General features: G+C 73.1%; 19 protein-coding genes. 4 read left to right on the top strand and 15 right to left on the bottom strand.

The window, feature by feature from the left end; all coding sequences use genetic code 11:
- Positions 1–4 precede the first annotated feature (4 nt).
- Both ACZ7MF_RS03005 and ACZ7MF_RS03000 read left to right on the top strand, forming a co-directional pair.
- Positions 5–778 (top strand): SDR family NAD(P)-dependent oxidoreductase, encoded by a 774-nt coding sequence (locus ACZ7MF_RS03005; protein WP_471474136.1) that lies wholly within the window; start codon positions 5–7, stop codon positions 776–778.
- A gap of 235 nt (positions 779–1013) precedes the next feature.
- Positions 1014–2168: a hypothetical protein gene (locus ACZ7MF_RS03000; RefSeq protein WP_471474135.1), complete on the top strand. Its 1155-nt coding sequence runs from the start codon at positions 1014–1016 to the stop codon at positions 2166–2168.
- Positions 2169–2379: 211 nt separating this feature from the next.
- On the opposite strand, the gene groL is transcribed toward ACZ7MF_RS03000, so the two are convergent.
- From groL to ACZ7MF_RS02980, 4 genes are all read right to left on the bottom strand, one after another.
- The gene (gene groL, locus ACZ7MF_RS02995) at positions 2380–4005 is read right to left on the bottom strand and encodes a chaperonin GroEL (RefSeq protein WP_356855127.1); all 1626 of its coding nucleotides are present in this window, start codon (positions 4003–4005) and stop codon (positions 2380–2382) included.
- 120 nt (positions 4006–4125) lie between these two features.
- Entirely contained in the window at positions 4126–4434 is a 309-nt protein-coding gene (gene groES, locus ACZ7MF_RS02990; protein WP_003974211.1) for a co-chaperone GroES, read from the bottom strand.
- A 364-nt stretch (positions 4435–4798) separates the two neighbouring features.
- A complete protein-coding gene (locus ACZ7MF_RS02985; RefSeq protein WP_471474133.1) occupies positions 4799–5548 on the bottom strand; it encodes a polysaccharide deacetylase family protein in 750 nt (249 codons plus the stop codon).
- Entirely contained in the window at positions 5545–6480 is a 936-nt protein-coding gene (locus ACZ7MF_RS02980; protein ID WP_471474132.1) for a polysaccharide deacetylase family protein, read from the bottom strand. Before ACZ7MF_RS02980 ends, ACZ7MF_RS02985 begins: the two co-directional genes overlap by 4 nt.
- 90 nt (positions 6481–6570) lie before the next feature.
- Between ACZ7MF_RS02980 and ACZ7MF_RS02975 the strand changes: the two genes are divergently transcribed.
- The gene (locus tag ACZ7MF_RS02975) at positions 6571–7752 is read left to right on the top strand and encodes a class I SAM-dependent methyltransferase (RefSeq protein ID WP_471474131.1); all 1182 of its coding nucleotides are present in this window, start codon (positions 6571–6573) and stop codon (positions 7750–7752) included.
- 4 nt (positions 7753–7756) lie between these two features.
- Here the strand turns inward: ACZ7MF_RS02975 and ACZ7MF_RS02970 are convergent, their stop codons facing one another.
- The 8 genes from ACZ7MF_RS02970 to tsaB all read right to left on the bottom strand — a co-directional run bounded on the left by ACZ7MF_RS02970 (position 7757) and on the right by tsaB (position 14476).
- Positions 7757–9016 carry an RNA polymerase sigma factor gene (locus ACZ7MF_RS02970; protein WP_471474129.1) on the bottom strand — a complete coding sequence of 420 codons (1260 nt, stop codon included), beginning with the start codon at positions 9014–9016 and terminating at the stop codon, positions 7757–7759.
- A gap of 63 nt (positions 9017–9079) precedes the next feature.
- The gene (locus ACZ7MF_RS02965; RefSeq protein WP_356855139.1) at positions 9080–9436 is read right to left on the bottom strand and encodes a YciI family protein; all 357 of its coding nucleotides are present in this window, start codon (positions 9434–9436) and stop codon (positions 9080–9082) included.
- Positions 9437–9545: 109 nt separating this feature from the next.
- The gene (locus ACZ7MF_RS02960) at positions 9546–10583 is read right to left on the bottom strand and encodes an LCP family protein (protein ID WP_471474128.1); all 1038 of its coding nucleotides are present in this window, start codon (positions 10581–10583) and stop codon (positions 9546–9548) included.
- Between the two features lie 138 nt (positions 10584–10721).
- The gene (locus ACZ7MF_RS02955) at positions 10722–11789 is read right to left on the bottom strand and encodes a LacI family DNA-binding transcriptional regulator (protein WP_356855143.1); all 1068 of its coding nucleotides are present in this window, start codon (positions 11787–11789) and stop codon (positions 10722–10724) included.
- A gap of 84 nt (positions 11790–11873) precedes the next feature.
- Entirely contained in the window at positions 11874–12173 is a 300-nt protein-coding gene (locus tag ACZ7MF_RS02950; RefSeq protein WP_471474126.1) for a hypothetical protein, read from the bottom strand.
- The gene (tsaD, locus tag ACZ7MF_RS02945; RefSeq protein WP_471474125.1) at positions 12170–13300 is read right to left on the bottom strand and encodes a tRNA (adenosine(37)-N6)-threonylcarbamoyltransferase complex transferase subunit TsaD; all 1131 of its coding nucleotides are present in this window, start codon (positions 13298–13300) and stop codon (positions 12170–12172) included. The genes ACZ7MF_RS02950 and tsaD overlap by 4 nt, the downstream gene beginning before the upstream one ends.
- On the bottom strand, positions 13293–13826 hold the full coding sequence (rimI, locus tag ACZ7MF_RS02940; RefSeq protein ID WP_471474124.1) for a ribosomal protein S18-alanine N-acetyltransferase: 534 nt from the start codon (positions 13824–13826) through the stop codon (positions 13293–13295). The genes tsaD and rimI overlap by 8 nt, the downstream gene beginning before the upstream one ends.
- Positions 13823–14476, bottom strand: coding sequence for a tRNA (adenosine(37)-N6)-threonylcarbamoyltransferase complex dimerization subunit type 1 TsaB (gene tsaB / locus ACZ7MF_RS02935; RefSeq protein ID WP_471474122.1), 654 nt, complete (start codon positions 14474–14476; stop codon positions 13823–13825). Before tsaB ends, rimI begins: the two co-directional genes overlap by 4 nt.
- Positions 14477–14876: 400 nt before the next feature.
- Here tsaB and ACZ7MF_RS02930 point away from each other — a divergent pair, with 400 nt between their 5' ends.
- On the top strand, positions 14877–15431 hold the full coding sequence (locus ACZ7MF_RS02930) for a hypothetical protein (RefSeq protein WP_471474121.1): 555 nt from the start codon (positions 14877–14879) through the stop codon (positions 15429–15431).
- Positions 15432–15469: 38 nt separating this feature from the next.
- Here ACZ7MF_RS02930 and ACZ7MF_RS02925 read toward each other — a convergent pair whose 3' ends face one another.
- From ACZ7MF_RS02925 to ACZ7MF_RS02915, 3 genes are all read right to left on the bottom strand, one after another.
- Positions 15470–15679: a hypothetical protein gene (locus ACZ7MF_RS02925; RefSeq protein ID WP_471474119.1), complete on the bottom strand. Its 210-nt coding sequence runs from the start codon at positions 15677–15679 to the stop codon at positions 15470–15472.
- Positions 15680–15825: 146 nt separating this feature from the next.
- The gene (gene tsaE / locus ACZ7MF_RS02920) at positions 15826–16374 is read right to left on the bottom strand and encodes a tRNA (adenosine(37)-N6)-threonylcarbamoyltransferase complex ATPase subunit type 1 TsaE (protein WP_471474118.1); all 549 of its coding nucleotides are present in this window, start codon (positions 16372–16374) and stop codon (positions 15826–15828) included.
- Entirely contained in the window at positions 16343–17599 is a 1257-nt protein-coding gene (locus ACZ7MF_RS02915) for an alpha/beta fold hydrolase (RefSeq protein ID WP_471474117.1), read from the bottom strand. Before ACZ7MF_RS02915 ends, tsaE begins: the two co-directional genes overlap by 32 nt.
- Between the last annotated feature and the right edge of the window lie 31 nt (positions 17600–17630).

The following is a 17630-nucleotide window of genomic DNA, read 5'->3' as shown; positions in this document are numbered from 1 at the left end:
CGCCATGACAACGGCATTGATTACGGGCTCGACGGCGGGCCTCGGCGCCGCGTTCGCGCGGCGGCTGGCGGCCGACGGACACGACCTGGTGCTGGTGGCCCGTGACACCGAGCGGCTGCGCGAGCAGGCCACGGAGCTGCACGACCGGCACGGCATCGAGGCGGAGGTGCTGACGGCGGACCTGTCGGCGGACGCCGGCATCGACGCGGTGGCGGCCCGGCTGTCCGACCGCAGGAACCCCGTCGACCTGCTGATCAACAACGCCGGTTTCGGCAACAAGGGCCGTTTCCTCGACGTCCCCATGGCCGACGAGCTGACCATGCTCAAGGTGCACTGCGAGGCGGTGCTCCGGCTGACCGCCGCGGCGGTGGAGGCGATGCGGGAGCGGGGCCGCGGCGGCGTCGTCAACGTGGCCTCGGTCGCCGCCTTCGTCCCGCGCGGCACCTACGGCGCCTCCAAGGCGTGGGTCGTCCAGTTCACCCAGGGCGTGGCCAAGGACCTGGCCGGCAGCGGCGTCCGCCTGATGGCCCTGGCCCCCGGTTTCGTGCGCACGGAGTTCCACGAGCGGGCCGGCATGGGCACGGACAACATCCCGAACTGGATGTGGCTCGACGCGGACAACGTCGTCGCGGCGGCCCTCGCCGACCTGTCCCGCGGGAAGCCCCTGTCGATCCCCGACCCCCGCTACAAGACCCTGATGGGCGCGGCGAAGCTGGTACCGCGGGGGCTGCTGGGCGGGATCACGTCACGGACGGGGCGCAAGTACGGGCCGCAGTAGGGGTCGCCGACCGGCTGAATCGTCACCCGAACGTGTGGTCCATCCCGGACCCTTCCTGGCGGGCTGACCGTGCGACGTAGCGTCGGGTGGCTGCGCCCGCAGCGGGCGGGAGGTCGCAGGTTCGGCGAGGAGAGGGCGGCATCGCGTGAACGCGGGCGCTGGTGACCGGGGCGAAGTGTTCGTCGACGGCACGGACAAGGGGCGTACGGGCAGGGTGAGAAGGGGCCCAGGGGCCATGGCCGTGGAGGGGACGGTGATGTTCTCCGACGCTCCCGGCAGTGGGGCGCCTTCGGTGGCCCCGGCCCCCGCCCCGGCCCGCCATGGTGGCGCCGGTGCCGGGGCCGCCTCCGTCCCGCATGCCCGGCCCGCCCCGCGTCCCCAGCCCGGCGGTGTCCCCGCCCGGGCCCGGAAGGCGGGTCGGTGGGCGAAGGTCGCGCAGCGGATCGTGCCGGACGACCTTCAGCCCGAGGTGCTCCGCGTGGAGCTGACCGAGCTCGGGGACGCGTTCCGCGCCTACCAGCGGCGCCCGGAACCGGACCTCGCCGTCCTCGCCGAACTGCACGACCGCAAGGCCCGCGCCTTCGCCCTGTGGGCGGACGTCACCGACGACGCGTCCCTGCGGGAGGAGGCGGACCGGGCCGCGGCTGCCGCGCGGACCACCCGCGAGATGGACGCCAACCGCCGCGGCGTCCCGGTGGACGGGGAGGGACCGGTGATCGAGCGGTTGCTGACCCGGGGCCAGGGCGTCCATGCCCGCAACGTGCTGGAGCACGTCCGGACCGGCTCCCCGCTCCCCGGGGCCGAGGCGCGGCTCGCGGTGCTGATGCTCACCCTGCGGGCCGCGCGCGCCGGTACCGGGAACGTCACCGGGCAGGACCTCGGCGGCTGGTTGCAGGGCGACGCCGAGCGGGTGCTCCAGGAGCTCGTCGACGTGGGCTGGCTGCTGCTGCCGGAGGACGTCACCGCCGACGACGCGCTGACGTCCCGGCCCGAGGAACCCACCCCGATCACGGTGCCCACGCTGATTCCCACGCAGCCCCGCCCGTTCCTCTTCGGCAAGGTCACCCGGGCGCGGCTGTCGGGGTGGGCGCAGAAGGTGGTGGGCGACCGCAAGCTGCGGAAGAAGAAGGCGGGGGCTGCCACCAGGCTCCTCGCGGTGTACACCGCGGCCCACAGCCGTCCCGACGGGTGCCTGGGAGACGTCGGCGAGGACGCCGGTCTGGCGCTGGACGAGGTCGCCCAGTTCTGCGGCCTGCGCCCCGAGGACGTCGCCGAGCACGCGGGGCTGCTGGTCGCGGCCGGCTGGCTCGCGGAGGAACCCGACACGGCCGGGGGGAGGCTACGGGGCCGTCTCGCCGACCGCGCACTGCCGCTGAGCGGCCTGTTGTGACGGCTCCTCACTGAGGTTCGTCAGGGCAATCGCCCCGCAAGGGGCGCGGGGAACTGCGCGCGCAACCACGACGTCGCGGCACCCGGCAACGAACCCAACGGGGCAGACGCCGCACCGGCACCGGACCCGGCACCGGACCCGGCAACCAAAAAGAACGGTGCCCAGCCCCCCGCAGGGGACCAGGCACCGTTCGCTCAGCTCAGCGCAGCGCTCAGTGGGCGTGGCCGTGGCCGTGGCCCGCGGCGGCCGGCTCTTCCTCTTCCTTCTTCTCGACGACCAGGGTCTCGGTCGTCAGCAGGAGGGAGGCGATGGAGGCGGCGTTCTCCAGGGCGGAGCGGGTGACCTTCACCGGGTCGATGACGCCGGCCTTGACCAGGTCGCCGTACTCGCCGGTGGCGGCGTTGAAGCCCTGGCCCTTGTCGAGCTCGGCGACCTTGGAGGTGATGACGTAGCCCTCCAGGCCGGCGTTCTCGGCGATCCAGCGCAGCGGCTCGACGGCGGCGCGGCGGACGACCGCGACACCGGTGGCCTCGTCGCCGGTCTTGCCGAGGTTGCCCTCGAGCACCTTGACGGCGTGGACCAGCGCGGAGCCACCACCGGAGACGATGCCCTCCTCGACCGCGGCGCGGGTCGCGGAGATGGCGTCCTCCAGACGGTGCTTGCGCTCCTTCAGCTCCACCTCGGTGGCGGCGCCGACCTTGATCACGCACACGCCGCCGGCCAGCTTCGCGAGGCGCTCCTGGAGCTTCTCGCGGTCCCAGTCGGAGTCCGTGTTCTCGATCTCGGCCTTGATCTGGGCGATGCGGCCCTGGACCTCGTCGCGCTTGCCGGCACCGTCGACGATCGTGGTGTCGTCCTTGGTGACGGTGATGCGGCGGGCGGTGCCGAGCACCTCGAGGCCGACCTGGTCGAGCTTGAGGCCGACCTCCTCGGAGATGACCGTGGCGCCGGTGAGGACGGCCATGTCCTGCAGCATCGCCTTGCGGCGGTCGCCGAAGCCGGGGGCCTTGACGGCCACCGCGTTGAACGTGCCGCGGATCTTGTTGACGACGAGGGTGGAGAGCGCCTCGCCCTCCAGGTCCTCGGCGATGATCAGCAGCGGCTTGGAGGCGTTGGCCTGGATGACCTTCTCCAGCAGCGGCAGCATGTCCGCGATGGAGGAGATCTTGCCCTGGTTGATGAGGATGTACGGGTCCTCGAGGACCGCTTCCATGCGCTCCTGGTCCGTCACGAAGTACGGCGACAGGTAGCCCTTGTCGAAGGCCATGCCCTCGGTGAAGTCCAGCTCCAGACCGAAGGTGTTGGACTCCTCGACGGTGATGACACCGTCCTTGCCGACCTTGTCCATCGCCTCGGCGATCAGCTCGCCGACCTGCTGGTCCTGCGCGGACAGCGCGGCCACGGCGGCGATGTCGGACTTCTCGTCGATCGGGCGGGCGGTGGCGAGAAGGTCTTCCGACACGGCGGCGACGGCCGCGTCGATGCCCTTCTTCAGCAGCGCCGGGGAGGCACCCGCGGCGACGTTCTTCAGGCCCTCGCGCACGAGCGCCTGGGCGAGCACGGTGGCGGTGGTGGTGCCGTCACCCGCGATGTCGTTGGTCTTGGTCGCCACCTCCTTCACCAGCTGGGCGCCGAGGTTCTCGTACGGGTCCTCGACCTCGACCTCGCGGGCGATGGTGACGCCGTCGTTGGTGATGGTGGGGGCGCCGAACTTCTTGTCGATGACGACGTTGCGGCCCTTGGGGCCGATCGTCACCTTCACGGTGTCGGCGAGCTTGTTGACGCCGCGCTCGAGGGCGCGACGGGCGTCCTCGTCGAACTTCAGGATCTTCGCCATGGGAGCGTGAGCCCTCTTCCGGAAATCTTGGGGTTATACGGCAACTGCGCCCCCGACGCCCGGCTTTTTATGGTCGCGGGAGCCAGGGGCGCAGCTGGAAAGCAAGGTGCTTCGGGTGAACTACTTCTCGACGATCGCGAGCACGTCGCGGGCCGAGAGGACGAGGTACTCCTCGCCGTTGTACTTCACCTCGGTGCCGCCGTACTTGCTGTAGAGCACGACGTCGCCGACGCTGACGTCGAGCGGAAGGCGGTTGCCGTCCTCGAAGCGGCCCGGGCCGACGGCCAGGACGACGCCCTCCTGGGGCTTCTCCTTGGCGGTGTCCGGAATGACCAGGCCCGAAGCCGTGGTCTGCTCGGCGTCGAGCGGCTGGACCACAATGCGGTCCTCGAGCGGCTTGATGGCAACCTTGGAGCTGGTGGTCGTCACGATCCGACCTCCCCCTTCGGAGATCTCACGGGGTTAACTGTCTGAGGTGGCGACCAGGTGGATCCGTCGTCGCGGGTGCCGGACCTGCCCGTCGCGTAGTTGGCACTCTCCAGTGGGGAGTGCCAGGGCCGAGACTATGACTGCGATTAGCACTCGGTCAAGCGGAGTGCCAATGCCGGCGGCGCGTCGGCGGGGTTTTCTGGTGAACGCCGGTTCGTGGAGGCACCCTGCGTGGGTGTGGGCGTCGCTGGGGGCTGCCGCCCCCGGGCCGCCGCATCGGCCCTGAACGGGCCTCGTCCTCAAGCGCCGGACGGGCTGGATGATGCCGACCGGCGTCGAGAGGTCACGGGTCTGCGGCAAGAAGTCAGACGTAGTCCTCCAGGTTGCCCACCCTCAGCCCCTGCTCCTCGATCGTCTCCAGCAGACGTTCCGTGCGGGCCGTCAGGTTCGTGGCCGTCGGGTGGTCCGGGTCGACGGCGATGATGTCGCCGGGGTGGAGGCGGTGGCCGCCGCGGGTGTAGGTGAGGGTGCCGTCGGCGTCGAGAATGGCGCGCCACAGGACCAGGGCCGTGATGCCGCAGTCGGCGGCGGCGCGCAGGGTCGTGGTGTCGTACGTGCCGTGCGGCGGGCGGAAGAGGTGGGCGCGGACGCCGAAGCGGGACCTGAGCTTGGTCTGCTGACCGCAGATCTCGGCGCGCTGGCCGGCGTAGGGCAGGCCGCGCAGGGAGCGGTGGTCGAGGGTGTGGTTCTGCAGGCTCGCGCCGAACGGGCGCAGCCGGGCGAGGTCGCCGTACGCCGGTCCGGCGACGGTGTCGGTGAGGAACAGGGTGACCGGGAGGCGCCGTTCGCGGATCAGGCCGGCGAAGGCGGGGTCGCGTTCGGCGCTGTCGTCGTAGGTGAGGAAGACGACCGGGTCGTCGGTGCGGACGTGGTCCACGACGGGCGGCAGGCGACGGCCCCGGTCGGCGTCCTGGGCGGGGTCCCCGGCCGCCGCCGCGTGTTCGGCGGGGGCGGCGGCGATCCGGTCGCAGCCGGTGAGCGGGAGCAGCAGGAGCAGCGGGAGCAGGAGGGCGGCCGGGGCGGCGCCGGGCGGGCGGGACCGCCCTCGCCTCACAGGTAGTCCTCCAGGCGGGCCACCGCGTATCCGTCGGCGGTGATCCGGTCCAGGAAGCGGCGGACCATGTCGGTCATGGTGCCGTCCCAGTCGTTCTCGCCCCGGAAGTGGGTGAGGACGATGTCGCCGGGGTGCAGGTCCTGGTCCCACTCGCGGTACTCCCAGTGGTCGACGTACACCTCCTCGCTCCAGATCGGGGCGTACTTGATTCCGCAGGACTTGGCGGCGCGCAGGGTGTCGCGGTTGTAGTTGCCGTACGGCGGGCGGAAGAGGGTGGGGCGCTTGCCGTAGTGCTTCTCCATCACGTCCTGCATGCCGCAGATCTCCCGCTTCTGGTCCGCGTAGGAGAGCCCGGGGAGGTAGGGGTGGCTCAGGGTGTGGTTGTTGAGGGTGATGCCGCGGGCCTGCATCTTCTTGAAGTAGCCGTAGTCGTCCTTGATCTCCTCGTCGGTGAGGAAGACGGTGTACGGGATCTTCAGCTCGCTCATCATCTTCAGGAACGCCGGGTCCTTCTCGGCGCCGTCGTCGATGGTGAGGAAGACGATCTTCTCCTTGGTGGGGACCGTGGTGAAGACCGGCGGGAGGCCGTCCTCCTCCTGGCCGTCGACCTCGAAGCCCTCGCGGGCCTCGATCTCCGGCTTCTTCTCGGGGGCCGCGGGGGCCGTCAGCGGGACCTTCTTGAGGTCCCAGCGCTTGGCGGCGGCGGCCAGGGCGGCCTTCGCCTCGCGCGCCTCGGCCGCGCCGTCGACCGCGCGGGCGGGGGGCGCCTTCGGGGCCTGCTGGCCGGCGGCGCCGCGCACCTCCTGGTGGTCACCCTGGGCACAACCGGCGGCGAGGGCGGCTACGGCGACGGCGAGGACGGCGGTGGCACGAGGTGTCCGGGACACGCGACGCGATGCCCGACTCTTATCATTTTGTACGACTTCTCGCATGGTGCCGGATCCTCGCAGTCCCCGGCCGCCGAACCCGGCCCGACACCGCGCCGGAGGCACACCATCCACCGACTGGCCCACAATGACCCGGTGAACGACCTCGACTTCCTCCTGACCCCCGAAGGCCGCGCGCTCCTCGACGAGGTGCGCGACACCGACCCCGCGCGGGAGTTGGCGGTCGCGACCCGGCTGCGGCGCACGCATCCCGCCGAGCTGGTGTCCGCGGCGCTCGGGCAGGCCCGGCTGCGGCAGCGGGCGGTGGCGAAGTTCGGGGCCGAGGACGCCGGGCGGATGTTCTTCACGCCCAACGGGGTCGAGCAGTCGACGCGGGCGAGCGTGGCGGCGTACCGGGCGGAGTGCCTCCGGGCGGTCGGGGTGCGGTCCGTCGCCGACCTGTGCTGCGGGATCGGCGGCGACGCGATCGCGTTCGCCCGTGCCGGGATCCGGGTCCTCGCCGTCGACCACGACCCGGTCACCGCCGCGGCGGCCCGCGCCAACGCCGACGCGCTCGGTCTCGCCGACCTGATCGAGGTGCGCGAGGCCGACGTGACGGAAGTGGACACCGCCGGGTACGACGCCGTGTTCGTCGACCCCGCCCGGCGTTCGTCCAGACGCGGCCGGATCTTCGACCCGGAGGCGTACTCCCCGCCCCTGTCCTGGGCCGTGTCCGCCGCGCTCGGGGCGCCGCTCGGCCTGCTGAAGATCGCGCCCGGCATTCCGCACGAGGCGATCCCCCCGCAGGCGACGGCCGAGTGGGTCTCGGACGGCGGGGACGTCAAGGAGGCCGTGCTGTGGTTCGGCCCGGACGTGACGCCGGGGGCGCGGCGGGCGATGCTGCTGCCCGCCATGGCGGGGATCTACGTGACACCCGAGACCATGCTCCCGGACCCCGGGGCGCGGCCGGTCGGGAGGTATCTGTACGAGCCGGACGGCGCCGTCATCCGCGCCCACCTGGTCGCCGAGGTGGCCGACGACCTGGACGGCGGGCTGATCGACCCGACCATCGCCTACGTCACCGCCGACGAAGCGCACCGCACGCCGTACGCCACCGCCTACGAGATCACCGACCAGCTCCCGTTCAACGTCAAGAAGCTGAAGGCGCTGCTGCGGGAGCGCGGGGTCGGCACGCTGACCGTGAAGAAGCGGGGCTCCGCGGTCGAGCCGGAGGAGCTGCGGAAGAAGGTCAAGCCGCAGGGACCGAACGCCGCGACCGTGTTCCTGACGCGCGTCGCGGGGGCGCCGACGATGCTGATCGGGCACCCCGTCCGGTAGCGGGCTAGGGGGTGTCCGTCTCCCGCGCCCGGCGCCGCAGGAGGGCGCGTTCGCGGGCGTTGCGGGTCAGGGAGGCGGCCCGTTCGAACTCCTCGCGGGCCTCCGCCGTGCGGTCCAGGCGGAGCAGGAGGTCGCCCCGGACGCTGGGGAGCAGGTGGTAGTCGCGCAGGGCCGGTTCCGCGGCGAGGGCGTCGACGAGGGCCAGGGCGGGGGCCGGGCCCTCGGCCATCGAGACGGCGACGGCGCGGTTGAGTTCGACGACCGGGGACGGGGCACGGGCCGCGAGCAGGCCGTAGAGCGTGGCGATGCGCGGCCAGTCGGTCTCCTCGTAGGTGAGGGCCGTCGTGTGGCAGGCGGCGATCGCGGCCTGGAGGGCGTACGGGCCCGGCCCTGCGGCGCCGGTGGTGGCGTGGGCGTGGCCGAGGGCGGTGATGCCGCGGGCGATGAGCAGGCGGTTCCAGCGGCGGCGGTTCTGGTCCTTCAGCAGCACCGGCTCGCCGTCGGGGGCGGTGCGGGCGGCGGTGCGGGAGGACTGGAACTCCAGCAGCGCGGCCAGGCCGTGGACCTCGGGCTCCTTCGGCATCAGGGCGGACAGGACGCGGGCCAGGCGCAGGGCGTCCTCGCACAGGGCGGGGCGGAGCCAGTCGTCGCCCGCGGTGGCCGCGTAACCCTCGTTGAAGATCAGGTAGAGGACCTCCAGGACCGAGCCGAGGCGGGCCGCGCGGTCCGGTCCGTACGGCACCTCGAAGGCGACGTTCTTCCTGGCCAGGGTGCGTTTGGCGCGGACGATGCGCTGCGCGACCGTGGGTTCGGGCACGAGGTGTGCGCGGGCGATCTCGGGCGTGGTCAGGCCGCCGAGCAGGCGGAGGGTGAGGGCGATGCGGGCCTCGGCGGACAGCACCGGGTGGCAGGCGGTGAAGACCAGCCGCAGCAGGTCGTCGTCGATGTCCTCGGGGTCGGCGGGCTCCTCGGGCGGGGGCGCCGAGGCGGGCAGGTCCCGGCCGATCTCCGCGAGCTTGCGGGCGTAGGTCTCCCGGCGCCGGATCAGGTCGACGGCGCGGCGGCGGGCGGTGGTCATGAGCCAGGCGCCCGGGTTGTCGGGCACGCCGTCCCTCGGCCACTGCTCCAGGGCGGCGACCAGGGCGTCCTGGGTGAGTTCCTCGGCGATGCCGACGTCCCGGACGATCCGGGCGACCCCGGCGATCACGCGGGGCGACTCGAGCCGGAAGACGGTTTCGAAGGCTGCGGTGGGCTGCGGCTGCACAGCCCACCATGCAACACCCTCGGACGGCCGGGGCAAAACGGGACCGGACCGTCCTCCGTGAGCTCAGCCCTCCATCAGTTCGCGCACCTCGCAGGTCACCGTCCAGTACTCCTCGTGCACCTTCAGGAACCGCTTGGTCCACTCGACCGCCTCGGCCAGGTCCTTGGCCTGGAGGAGGGAGTAGCCACCGATGACCTCCTTGGTCTCGGTGAAGGGCCCGTCGGTGACGGAGAGCTGTCCGCCCTCGTAGTGGACGCGGGTGCCCTGGGCGGTCGGGGTCAGGCCGGCCGTGTCCAGCAGGACACCGGCCTTGGTCATCTCCTCCATCAGCTTCTCCATCCGCTGGATCAGCTCGGGGCTGGGGCCGCCGGAGAGGGCGTCGGACTCCTCGATGCGGATGAGGGACAGGTAGCGGGGCATGGTGGCTCCTCGGGTGGTTCGGCTGCCGGGCTTCCCCCGGACTCTCACCCTTGCGTCGAACGGACCGGCCGCGGATCGACACACGCCGGGAAAATTTCCGGGCCCTCTCTCAGCGCAGCGATTCCCACAGGTCGGCGGCGTCCGGCTGGTCGGCCACGACCCGGTTGGGGTCCGATGGTGCGGGCAGCACCGGCATCGTCAGCGTGCGTACGTCGTCCGCGGCGAGGTCCCCGAGGCTGCGGCCCAGGTTCGTCAGCTCGCCCAGCGAGTCCAGGCCGGTGTCGGTGGTGAGGCTGCCGGTGAGGGCGTCGGCGACCTGGTAGAGGCGGGCGGGGTCGGTGAGCAGGTCGGTGGCGGAGATCTGTTCGAGCAGCGCCTTGACGAGCTTGTGCTGGAGCTCTATCCGGGCGAGGTCGCTGCCGCCGGCCAGCCCGTACCGGGTGCGGGCCAGGCCGAGGGCGTCGGTGCCGTCGAGGTGGTGGGTGCCGGCGTCCAGGTGCAGGTGGCTCTTGTCGTCGTCGATGTCCACGTCCGTGGTGACGGTGACCCCGCCGAGCGCGTCCACCAGGTCGGCGAAGCCGGAGAAGTCGACCTCGACGTAGTGGTCCATGCGCACGCCGGTGAGCGACTCGACGGTCTTCACGGCGCAGACCGGCCCGCCCACTTCGTAGGCGGTGTTGAACATCGCGCCGCTCGCCGCCCTCGTCGTACCGCCGGACGGCAGCGGGCAGGAGGGCCGCTCGACGAGGGTGTCGCGCGGGATGCTGACGACGGTGGCGGCGGTGCGGCCCGCGTCGAGGTGGACGACCATGGCCGTGTCCGAGCGGGCTCCCCCGCTGTCGCCGCCGCCCAGCTCCTGGTTCTCCTCGCCGCTGCGCGAGTCGGAGCCGAGGACGAGGATGTTCAGGGCGCCGGTGGGCACCGGGGAGGCGGAGGGCGAGGCGGAGGGAACGGTGGCCGGTCGCGCGGGGCGGTCGTCTCCGAGCGCGCCGTTGATGTCGACGCTTCTGATGTTGCCGTTCAGGTGCCAGTAGGCCCAGCCCGCCGCACCGGCGCCGAGCAGCAGGGAACCGGCCAGGGCCAGGCCGGCCACCTTCAGCCCCTTCCGGCGGCCGCCCCGACCGTCCCGTCCGCCCCGCGCCGCCATGCGTCAGCCCCCGCCCTGCCCGTCCCGTCCGCGTCCCCACCCGGATGCCCCACCGGAAGGAACATAAGTCCGAATTATTGAAACTGGAACAGGTGGGTCGGGCTTCTGCGGAAATTCTCAGACTGAGGGCTTATCCGCTCATCCCGCCGCGGCCTGGCCCTCCCGGGGCGGCGCCGTGCTGCTGCGCACCTCCAGGCTGGTGGCCAGCTCCACGCGGGTCGCCGTCGAGGAGCCGTCGTCCCGCCCGAGGTCCAGGACCAGCCGGGCCGCCGCCTCGGCCATCTCCATCAGCGGCTGCCGTACGGTCGTCAGCGGCGGCCCCACCCAGCGGGCCACCGGCAGGTCGTCGAACCCGACCACGCTCAGGTCGTGCGGGATGCGCAGCCCCAGCTCACGCGCCGCCTCGTACAGGCCGAGCGCCTGGAGGTCGTTGCCGGCGAAGACGGCGGTCGGGCGGTCCGGGCGGCGCAGCAGTTCGAGACCCTGCCGGTAGCCGGCCTCGTGGTGGAAGTCGCCGGTCACGATCAGGCCGGGGTCGACCGGCAGCCCGGCCGTCTCCAGGGCGGCCCGGTAGCCGTCGACGCGGGCGCGGCTGCACATCATGCGGGTGGGTCCGCTGATGGCGCCGATGCGGGTGTGGCCGAGGTCGACCAGGTGCCGGGTGGCGGCGAGGCCGCCCTGCCAGTTGGTGGCGCCGATGGACGGCACGTCGGCGCCCGGGTCGCCGGCCGGGTCCATCACCACGAACGGGATGGAGCGGCTGGTGAGCAGGGCGCGCTGGGACTCGTCGAGGCCGGACAGGACCAGGATCACGCCGTGCGGGCGGCGGGCGGCGACCTGGTCGGCCCAGGTCCGGCCGGGCGTGAGGCGGCCCGCGCTCTCGGAGAGCACGACGCTGAGTCCGGCGTCCCTGGCCACGTTCTCCACGCCGCGGATGACCTCCATCGCCCAGGCGCTCTCCAGCTCGTGGAAGACCAGGTCGATCAGGGGCGAGCGGGTGGACTCGGCCCGCCTGCGCCGGTAACCGTGGACGCGCAGCAGCTCCTCGACGCGGGCCCGGGTCGAGGGGGCGACGTCGGCGCGGCCGTTGAGCACCTTCGAAACAGTCGGCGCCGACACACCGGCCTCACGCGCGATCTCGGCGAGGGTCGCGGTCTGGGCGGACCGCTTTTGCGTCCGGGTTTCAGCGGGCTGCGGGGATGTCATGGCGGCGATCGTAACCCCATCAGGCCGCTTGACGAAGGGGCCGACGAACCGAGACCCATCGGAACATTCGACGTCAGCACCGAATCATTCGACCAGGCCGTCGTCGCTCCGGGCCGGTTCGACCGGTTCAACCGGTTCGACCGACTCGAACCGCCAGCGGTGCACCGCCCGTGTCACCAGCTTCCCGTCCGGTTCGGGCAGCTCCGGGAGTGCGGCGTCGTACGCGGCGTCCCACCAGGTGATGACGAGGACACGGTCCTGCGGCGCGCGCAGGGTCTCCCGGCGCAGTGGCCGCCGGGGCAGCTCCTGCCGCCGCGCCCAGGCCAGCAGCTCCCCGCCCCGGCCGGGCACGGCCCGCGCCTCCCACATCAGCGCGACGGTCACGAGTAGAGGTTCTCCTTGCCGACCTCGTGCACGTGGTCGTGGTCGTGCCGGTGACCGTGGCCGTGCGGGTGGCCCTGTCCCGGCACGTGCGGCTCCGTCACCGGCAGGGAGGAGTCCGCGGAGAGGTCCCAGTCGGAGGCGGCGCGGTTGCGGGCGACCATCTCGGCGCCGAGCGCGGCGACCATCGCGCCGTTGTCCGTGCACAGCTTGGGGCGCGGCACCCGCAGCCGGATTCCGGCCGCCTCGCAGCGCTCCTGGGCCAGCGCCCGCAGCCGCGAGTTGGCGGCCACGCCACCGCCGATCATCAGGTGGTCGACGCCCTCGTCCTTGCAGGCCCGCACCGCCTTGCGGGTCAGCACGTCCACGACCGCCTCCTGGAAGGACGCCGACACGTCGCGCACCGGCACCTCCTCGCCCGCCGCCCGCTTCGCCTCGATCCAGCGGGCCACGGCCGTCTTCAGGCCGGAGAAGGAGAAGTCGTACGCCGCGTCGCGCGGGCCGGTCAGACCGCGCGGGAAGGCGATGGCATTCGGGTCGCCCTCGCGCGCGTACCGGTCGATGACCGGGCCGCCGGGGAAGCCCAGGTTCAGCACGCGGGCGATCTTGTCGAAGGCCTCACCGGCCGCGTCGTCGATGGTGGCGCCGAGCGGGCGGACGTCCGAGGTGATGTCCGTGGACAGGAGCAGGGAGGAGTGCCCGCCGGAGACCAGCAGCGCCATCGTCGGCTCGGGCAGCGCGCCGTGTTCGAGCTGGTCGACGCAGATGTGCGAGGCGAGGTGGTTGACGCCGTACAGGGGCTTGCCGAGCGCGTATGCGTACGCCTTCGCCGCCGAGACGCCGACCAGCAGGGCGCCCGCCAGGCCGGGTCCGGCGGTGACGGCGATGCCGTCGAGGTCGCGTGCGCTCACCCCCGCCTCCTTGAGGGCGCGGTCGATGGTCGGCACCATCGCCTCCAGGTGGGCGCGGCTGGCCACCTCCGGCACGACGCCGCCGAAGCGGGCGTGCTCGTCGACGCTGGACGCGACGGCGTCGGCCAGCAGGGTGGTGCCGCGCACGACACCGACGCCGGTCTCGTCGCAGGAGGTCTCGATCCCCAGGACGAGAGGCTCGTCGCGTGAGTCAGCCATGGTTCTCGGTTCCTCGTTCGGTTCCCGGTACGGAGGTGGACGGGTCGGTCAGGCGCATCACCAGGGCGTCCACGTTCCCCGGCTGGTAGTAGCCGCGTCTGAAGCCGATGGGCTCGAAGCCGAAGCGCTCGTAGAGCCGCTGGGCGCGGGTGTTGTCCACCCGGCACTCGAGCAGCACCTCGGTGCATTCGAAGTCGGTCGCCGCGCGCAGCAGTTCGGTCAGCAGCCGGGCGCCGAGGCCGGTGCCCCAGTGGTCGCGGGCGACGGCGATGGTCTGCACGTCGGCCTGCTCGCCGGAGGTGACCAGTCCCGCGTAGCCGACGACGTGGCCGTCCTCCTCGGCGACCAGGTAGCGCCGGGTCGCGCCGGGCCCGCGGGCGTGCGCCAGCTCGGACCAGAACATCCCCCGCGACCAGGCGTCCTCCGGGAACAGCTCCCGCTCCATGCGCAGCACGGGGTCGATGTCCCACCAGCGCATCTCGCGCAGCAGGGCGGGTGCGGACTCGGCAGTGGCTGGCTCGGTCACTTCGGGGTGACCACCTTGTAGTTCTTGGGGACCTGGGCGTCGGGCCGGCGCAGGTACAGCGGCCGGGGTGCGGGCAGTTCCTCCCCCGCCGCCAGCTTCTCGGCGGCCAGCCGGGCGAGGGCGGCGGCGGACACGTGCTCCGGCTCGTGCGCCCGGGGGAAGGTGTCCGGGTACAGCAGCGCGCCCGCGCCGACGGCCGGGAGCCCGCTCACCTGGTCCGCGATGTCGGCGGGCCGGTCCACGGCCGGGTCGGTGAGCCGGGTGCGGGAGTCGGCGTACCGCGCCCAGTAGACCTCCTTGCGGCGGGCGTCGGTCGCCACCACGAAGGGGCCCTCCAGGTCGGCGGCGAACGCGAGTCCGTCCAGTGTGCACACGCCGTGCACGGGCACGCCGAGCGCGAGCCCGAAGGCGTCCGCGGTCATCAGGCCGACCCGCAGCCCCGTGTACGGGCCGGGGCCGATACCGGCGACGACGGCGGTGACGGCGTCGAGCCGCAGGCCCGCCTCGACGAGCACCCGGTCCACGGCGGGCAGCAGCAGCTCACCGTGGCGGCGGGCGTCGACCTGGCTCGACGAGGCGATGACGTCCGTACCGTCGTGCAGGGCGACGGTCACGGCGGGCGTGGCGGTATCCAGAGCGAGCAAGAGCACGCAAACAGCCTAGAGCCTGTCCGGCCATTCCCGTCGTCCGCCCGAAGGGCGGGCCCCGCGGCGTCCGGTGCGTGCGATCGCAAGGCGCCGGAGCGCCTTCGATGGGGGTCCCCCCACGCCGTTCAGGCAGTGGGGGAGGAGCCACGTGGGCGTTTCGGCAACGCGGCGAGCGTGCGTGCCAGACGCCGCGGGGCAGACGGGAATGGCCGGACAGGCCCTGTGGGCGCATCGCCGCCCGCGCCGGACTCCCTGTGGACAACCCGGGCCTCTCGCCCGTCCGGGCCGGGCACTCCGTGTCGCGCACCGCGGTCACACGCTCACGTACTGCTACCGTCGCCCGGGGTGCGGCACGCAGGACGCCCACGCAGGACGCACGAGTACGACGACGAGGTGGTCGCCAGTGGCAAGCAGCAGCGCCGGAATCGTCACCGGCCTCACCACGGCGGCCCTCGCGACCATCGGCGTCCTGGCCCACCAGGCCTCCGTCAGCGTCCCCGCCGACCTCGGCCGGACCCACGCGACCACCAGCCCCGCCCCGGGCGCCGCCAAGGCACCGCGCGACCGGCGGCACCCCGACGCGCTGCCCGCCGTGTCCGGACGGGGTGAACGGGTGGTGTACTCGGTGGACGACGACCGCGTGTGGCTGGTCGGCCCGGGGAACAAGGTGCGGCGCACCTTCGAGGTCACGCCCAGCACGGTCGATCCGGCACCGGGCGCCTACACGGTCACGTCCCGGTCCAACCGGATCACCGGGTCCGACGGCATTCCGGTCGAGCACGTGGTGCGCTTCACCGGCGCCGAGGGCGTGGCCATCGGGTTCAGCGCGGCGGTCGACGGCTCGACGGCCGCGCCCGACCCGGACCGGCCCACCGGCGGCATCCGCGAGTCGCGCGCGGACGGCGAGGCGATGTGGAAGTTCGCGACGATCGGACGGCAGGTCGTCGTCGTCCCCTGACGGCCCGCGGGCCTGCGACTCCCGCCTCCCGCCGGGCGTCAGGCGGCCTCGCGGTGACCCCGGTCGTCGAGGTGGCCCTGCCGGCCGCGGACCGGGCGGCGCGTCTCGGGTTCGGGGGCGCGGGGCGGCGTCGAGACCGCCGTCGCGGCGGCGCAGGAGGCGAGCAGGTCACGCATCGACACTCCGGCGGGCGCGGGCGGCTGGTGGCTCGGACGGCCCTGCGGCTGGGCCTGGGACACGGACGACATGGACGCCTCCTGAAGCTCGGGGGCGGGCGCAGTAAGGCATGCCTAACTACGAGCCGAGTACCATGTGACCACGCGCAAGACCCGGAACGCAATCTTTTGCCGACGCTTTGTCGGAAAATCCGGCGGCAGGGGCGCGCCGGGGCGGCTCAGCCGGCGAGGACGCTCACGTCGGCCGTGGCCCACCGCTCGCCCAGGCCGGTCACCGTCACGTGCCGCACCTCGTCCGTGGTGTCGCCGACGGCCCGGTCGATCCGGAGCCGCAGCCGGTCCTCGGTCAGCTCCTCGACCTTGCCCTCGCCCCACTCGACCACGATCACCGAGTCGGACAGGGACACGTCGAGGTCGAGGTCCTCCATCTCGTCGAGGCCGCCGGACAGCCGGTAGGCGTCCACGTGGACGAGCGGCGGACCGGCACCGAGCGAGGGGTGCACGCGGGCGATCACGAAGGTCGGGGAGGTCACGGCGCCCCGCACGCCGAGCCCCTCGCCGAGACCGCGGGTCAGCGTCGTCTTGCCCGCGCCCAGCTCCCCGCTGAGCATCACCAGGTCACCGGCGCGCAGCAGCTTGGCGAGCCTGCGGCCCAGTTCCCGCATCTGCTCGGGCGAGGTGACGGTGATCTCGACGTCGGGGGCGGGCCCTGAGGCTCCGGGGGGTCCGGACGACTCAGCCGGGCCCCGTGCTGCTGGTGCTTCCATAACCGTCCACGGTAGTCGCTGCCGGCACGGCGCCCGCGCGGGCAAGCAGGTCGGCGAGGCGGTCGGTGACCAGCTCGGGGTGTTCCAGCATCACCAGGTGCCCCGCGTCGGGGACCAGCACCAGCTCCGCGTCCGGCAGCAGGTCGGCGATCGCCTCGCTGTGCTCGCTGGGCGTCACCAGGTCCCGCACCCCGGCCAGGACCAGCACCGGAAGCCCGGCGAAGAGGGCGAGGGCCTCGGTCTTGTCGTGGTCGTTGAAGGCCGGGTAGTACTCGGCGACGACGTCGATCGGCGTCGACTCGATCATGCGCTCGGCGAACCGGGCCACGGCCGGGTCGACGTCCCGGGACGCGAACGAGTACCGCTTGATGATCCCGGCGAACAGGTCCGCCGTCGCCCGCCGCCCCCGCTCCACCAGCTCGGCCCGCTGCCCCAGCGCCCTGAGCACGCCCGGCAGCACCCGCCGCACCGCGTTGACCCCGGCCACCGGCAGCCCGAAGTTGACCTCGCCGAGCCGCCCGGACGACGTGCCGACGAGGGCGACGCCGACGACGCGCTCGCGGACCAGGTCGGGAAAGGCGTCGGCCAGCGCCATCACGGTCATGCCGCCCATGGAGTGGCCGACCAGCACGATCGGGCCCTCGGGCGCGGCCGCGTCGATGACGGCCTTGAGGTCGCGGCCCAGTTCCTCGATGCTGACCGGCCGGTCGTCCCGCGTCTGGGCCACGCCCCGCCCGGACCGGCCGTGGCTGCGCTGGTCCCAGTAGACGGTGCGGACGACGCCCCGGAGGGCCGCCCGCTGGAAGTGCCAGGAGTCCTGGTTGAGGCAGTAGCCGTGGCTGAAGACGACGGTGACGGGCGCGGGCGCCTTGCGGCCGAACAGCCGCCTGCGGCGCGGGGCGGGGTCGGCCCCGGCCTCCGGGTCGAGGTCGTCGACCTCGTAGTACAGCTCGGTGCCGTCCTCGGCGTACGCCTTGCCGGGCGTGCCGCGCAGTCCGCCGTAGGGGCCCGTCGAGTCGAGGGCGAGGCGGGCCTTCTGGCGCATCCCGCGGCCGACGGTGAGCCGTTCTATCGCCACGCCGGCCGCGGCGCCCGCCGCGACCACGCCTATCGCGACCCCGGCGATGCCGGTCGCCCGGCGCCAGCCGCCGGCGGCGGCCTCGCCCGCGGCCTCCGTGGCGGAGGCGACGGCCGCCGCGACGGCCTCCGCGTTGCTCTCGCTCACGTGCACCGCTCCTCTTCGCCGGGCCGTGCGG

This window comes from Streptomyces sp. NPDC111628 (assembly GCF_055635195.1).
This window is presented reverse-complemented; position numbering and strand designations above follow the sequence as displayed.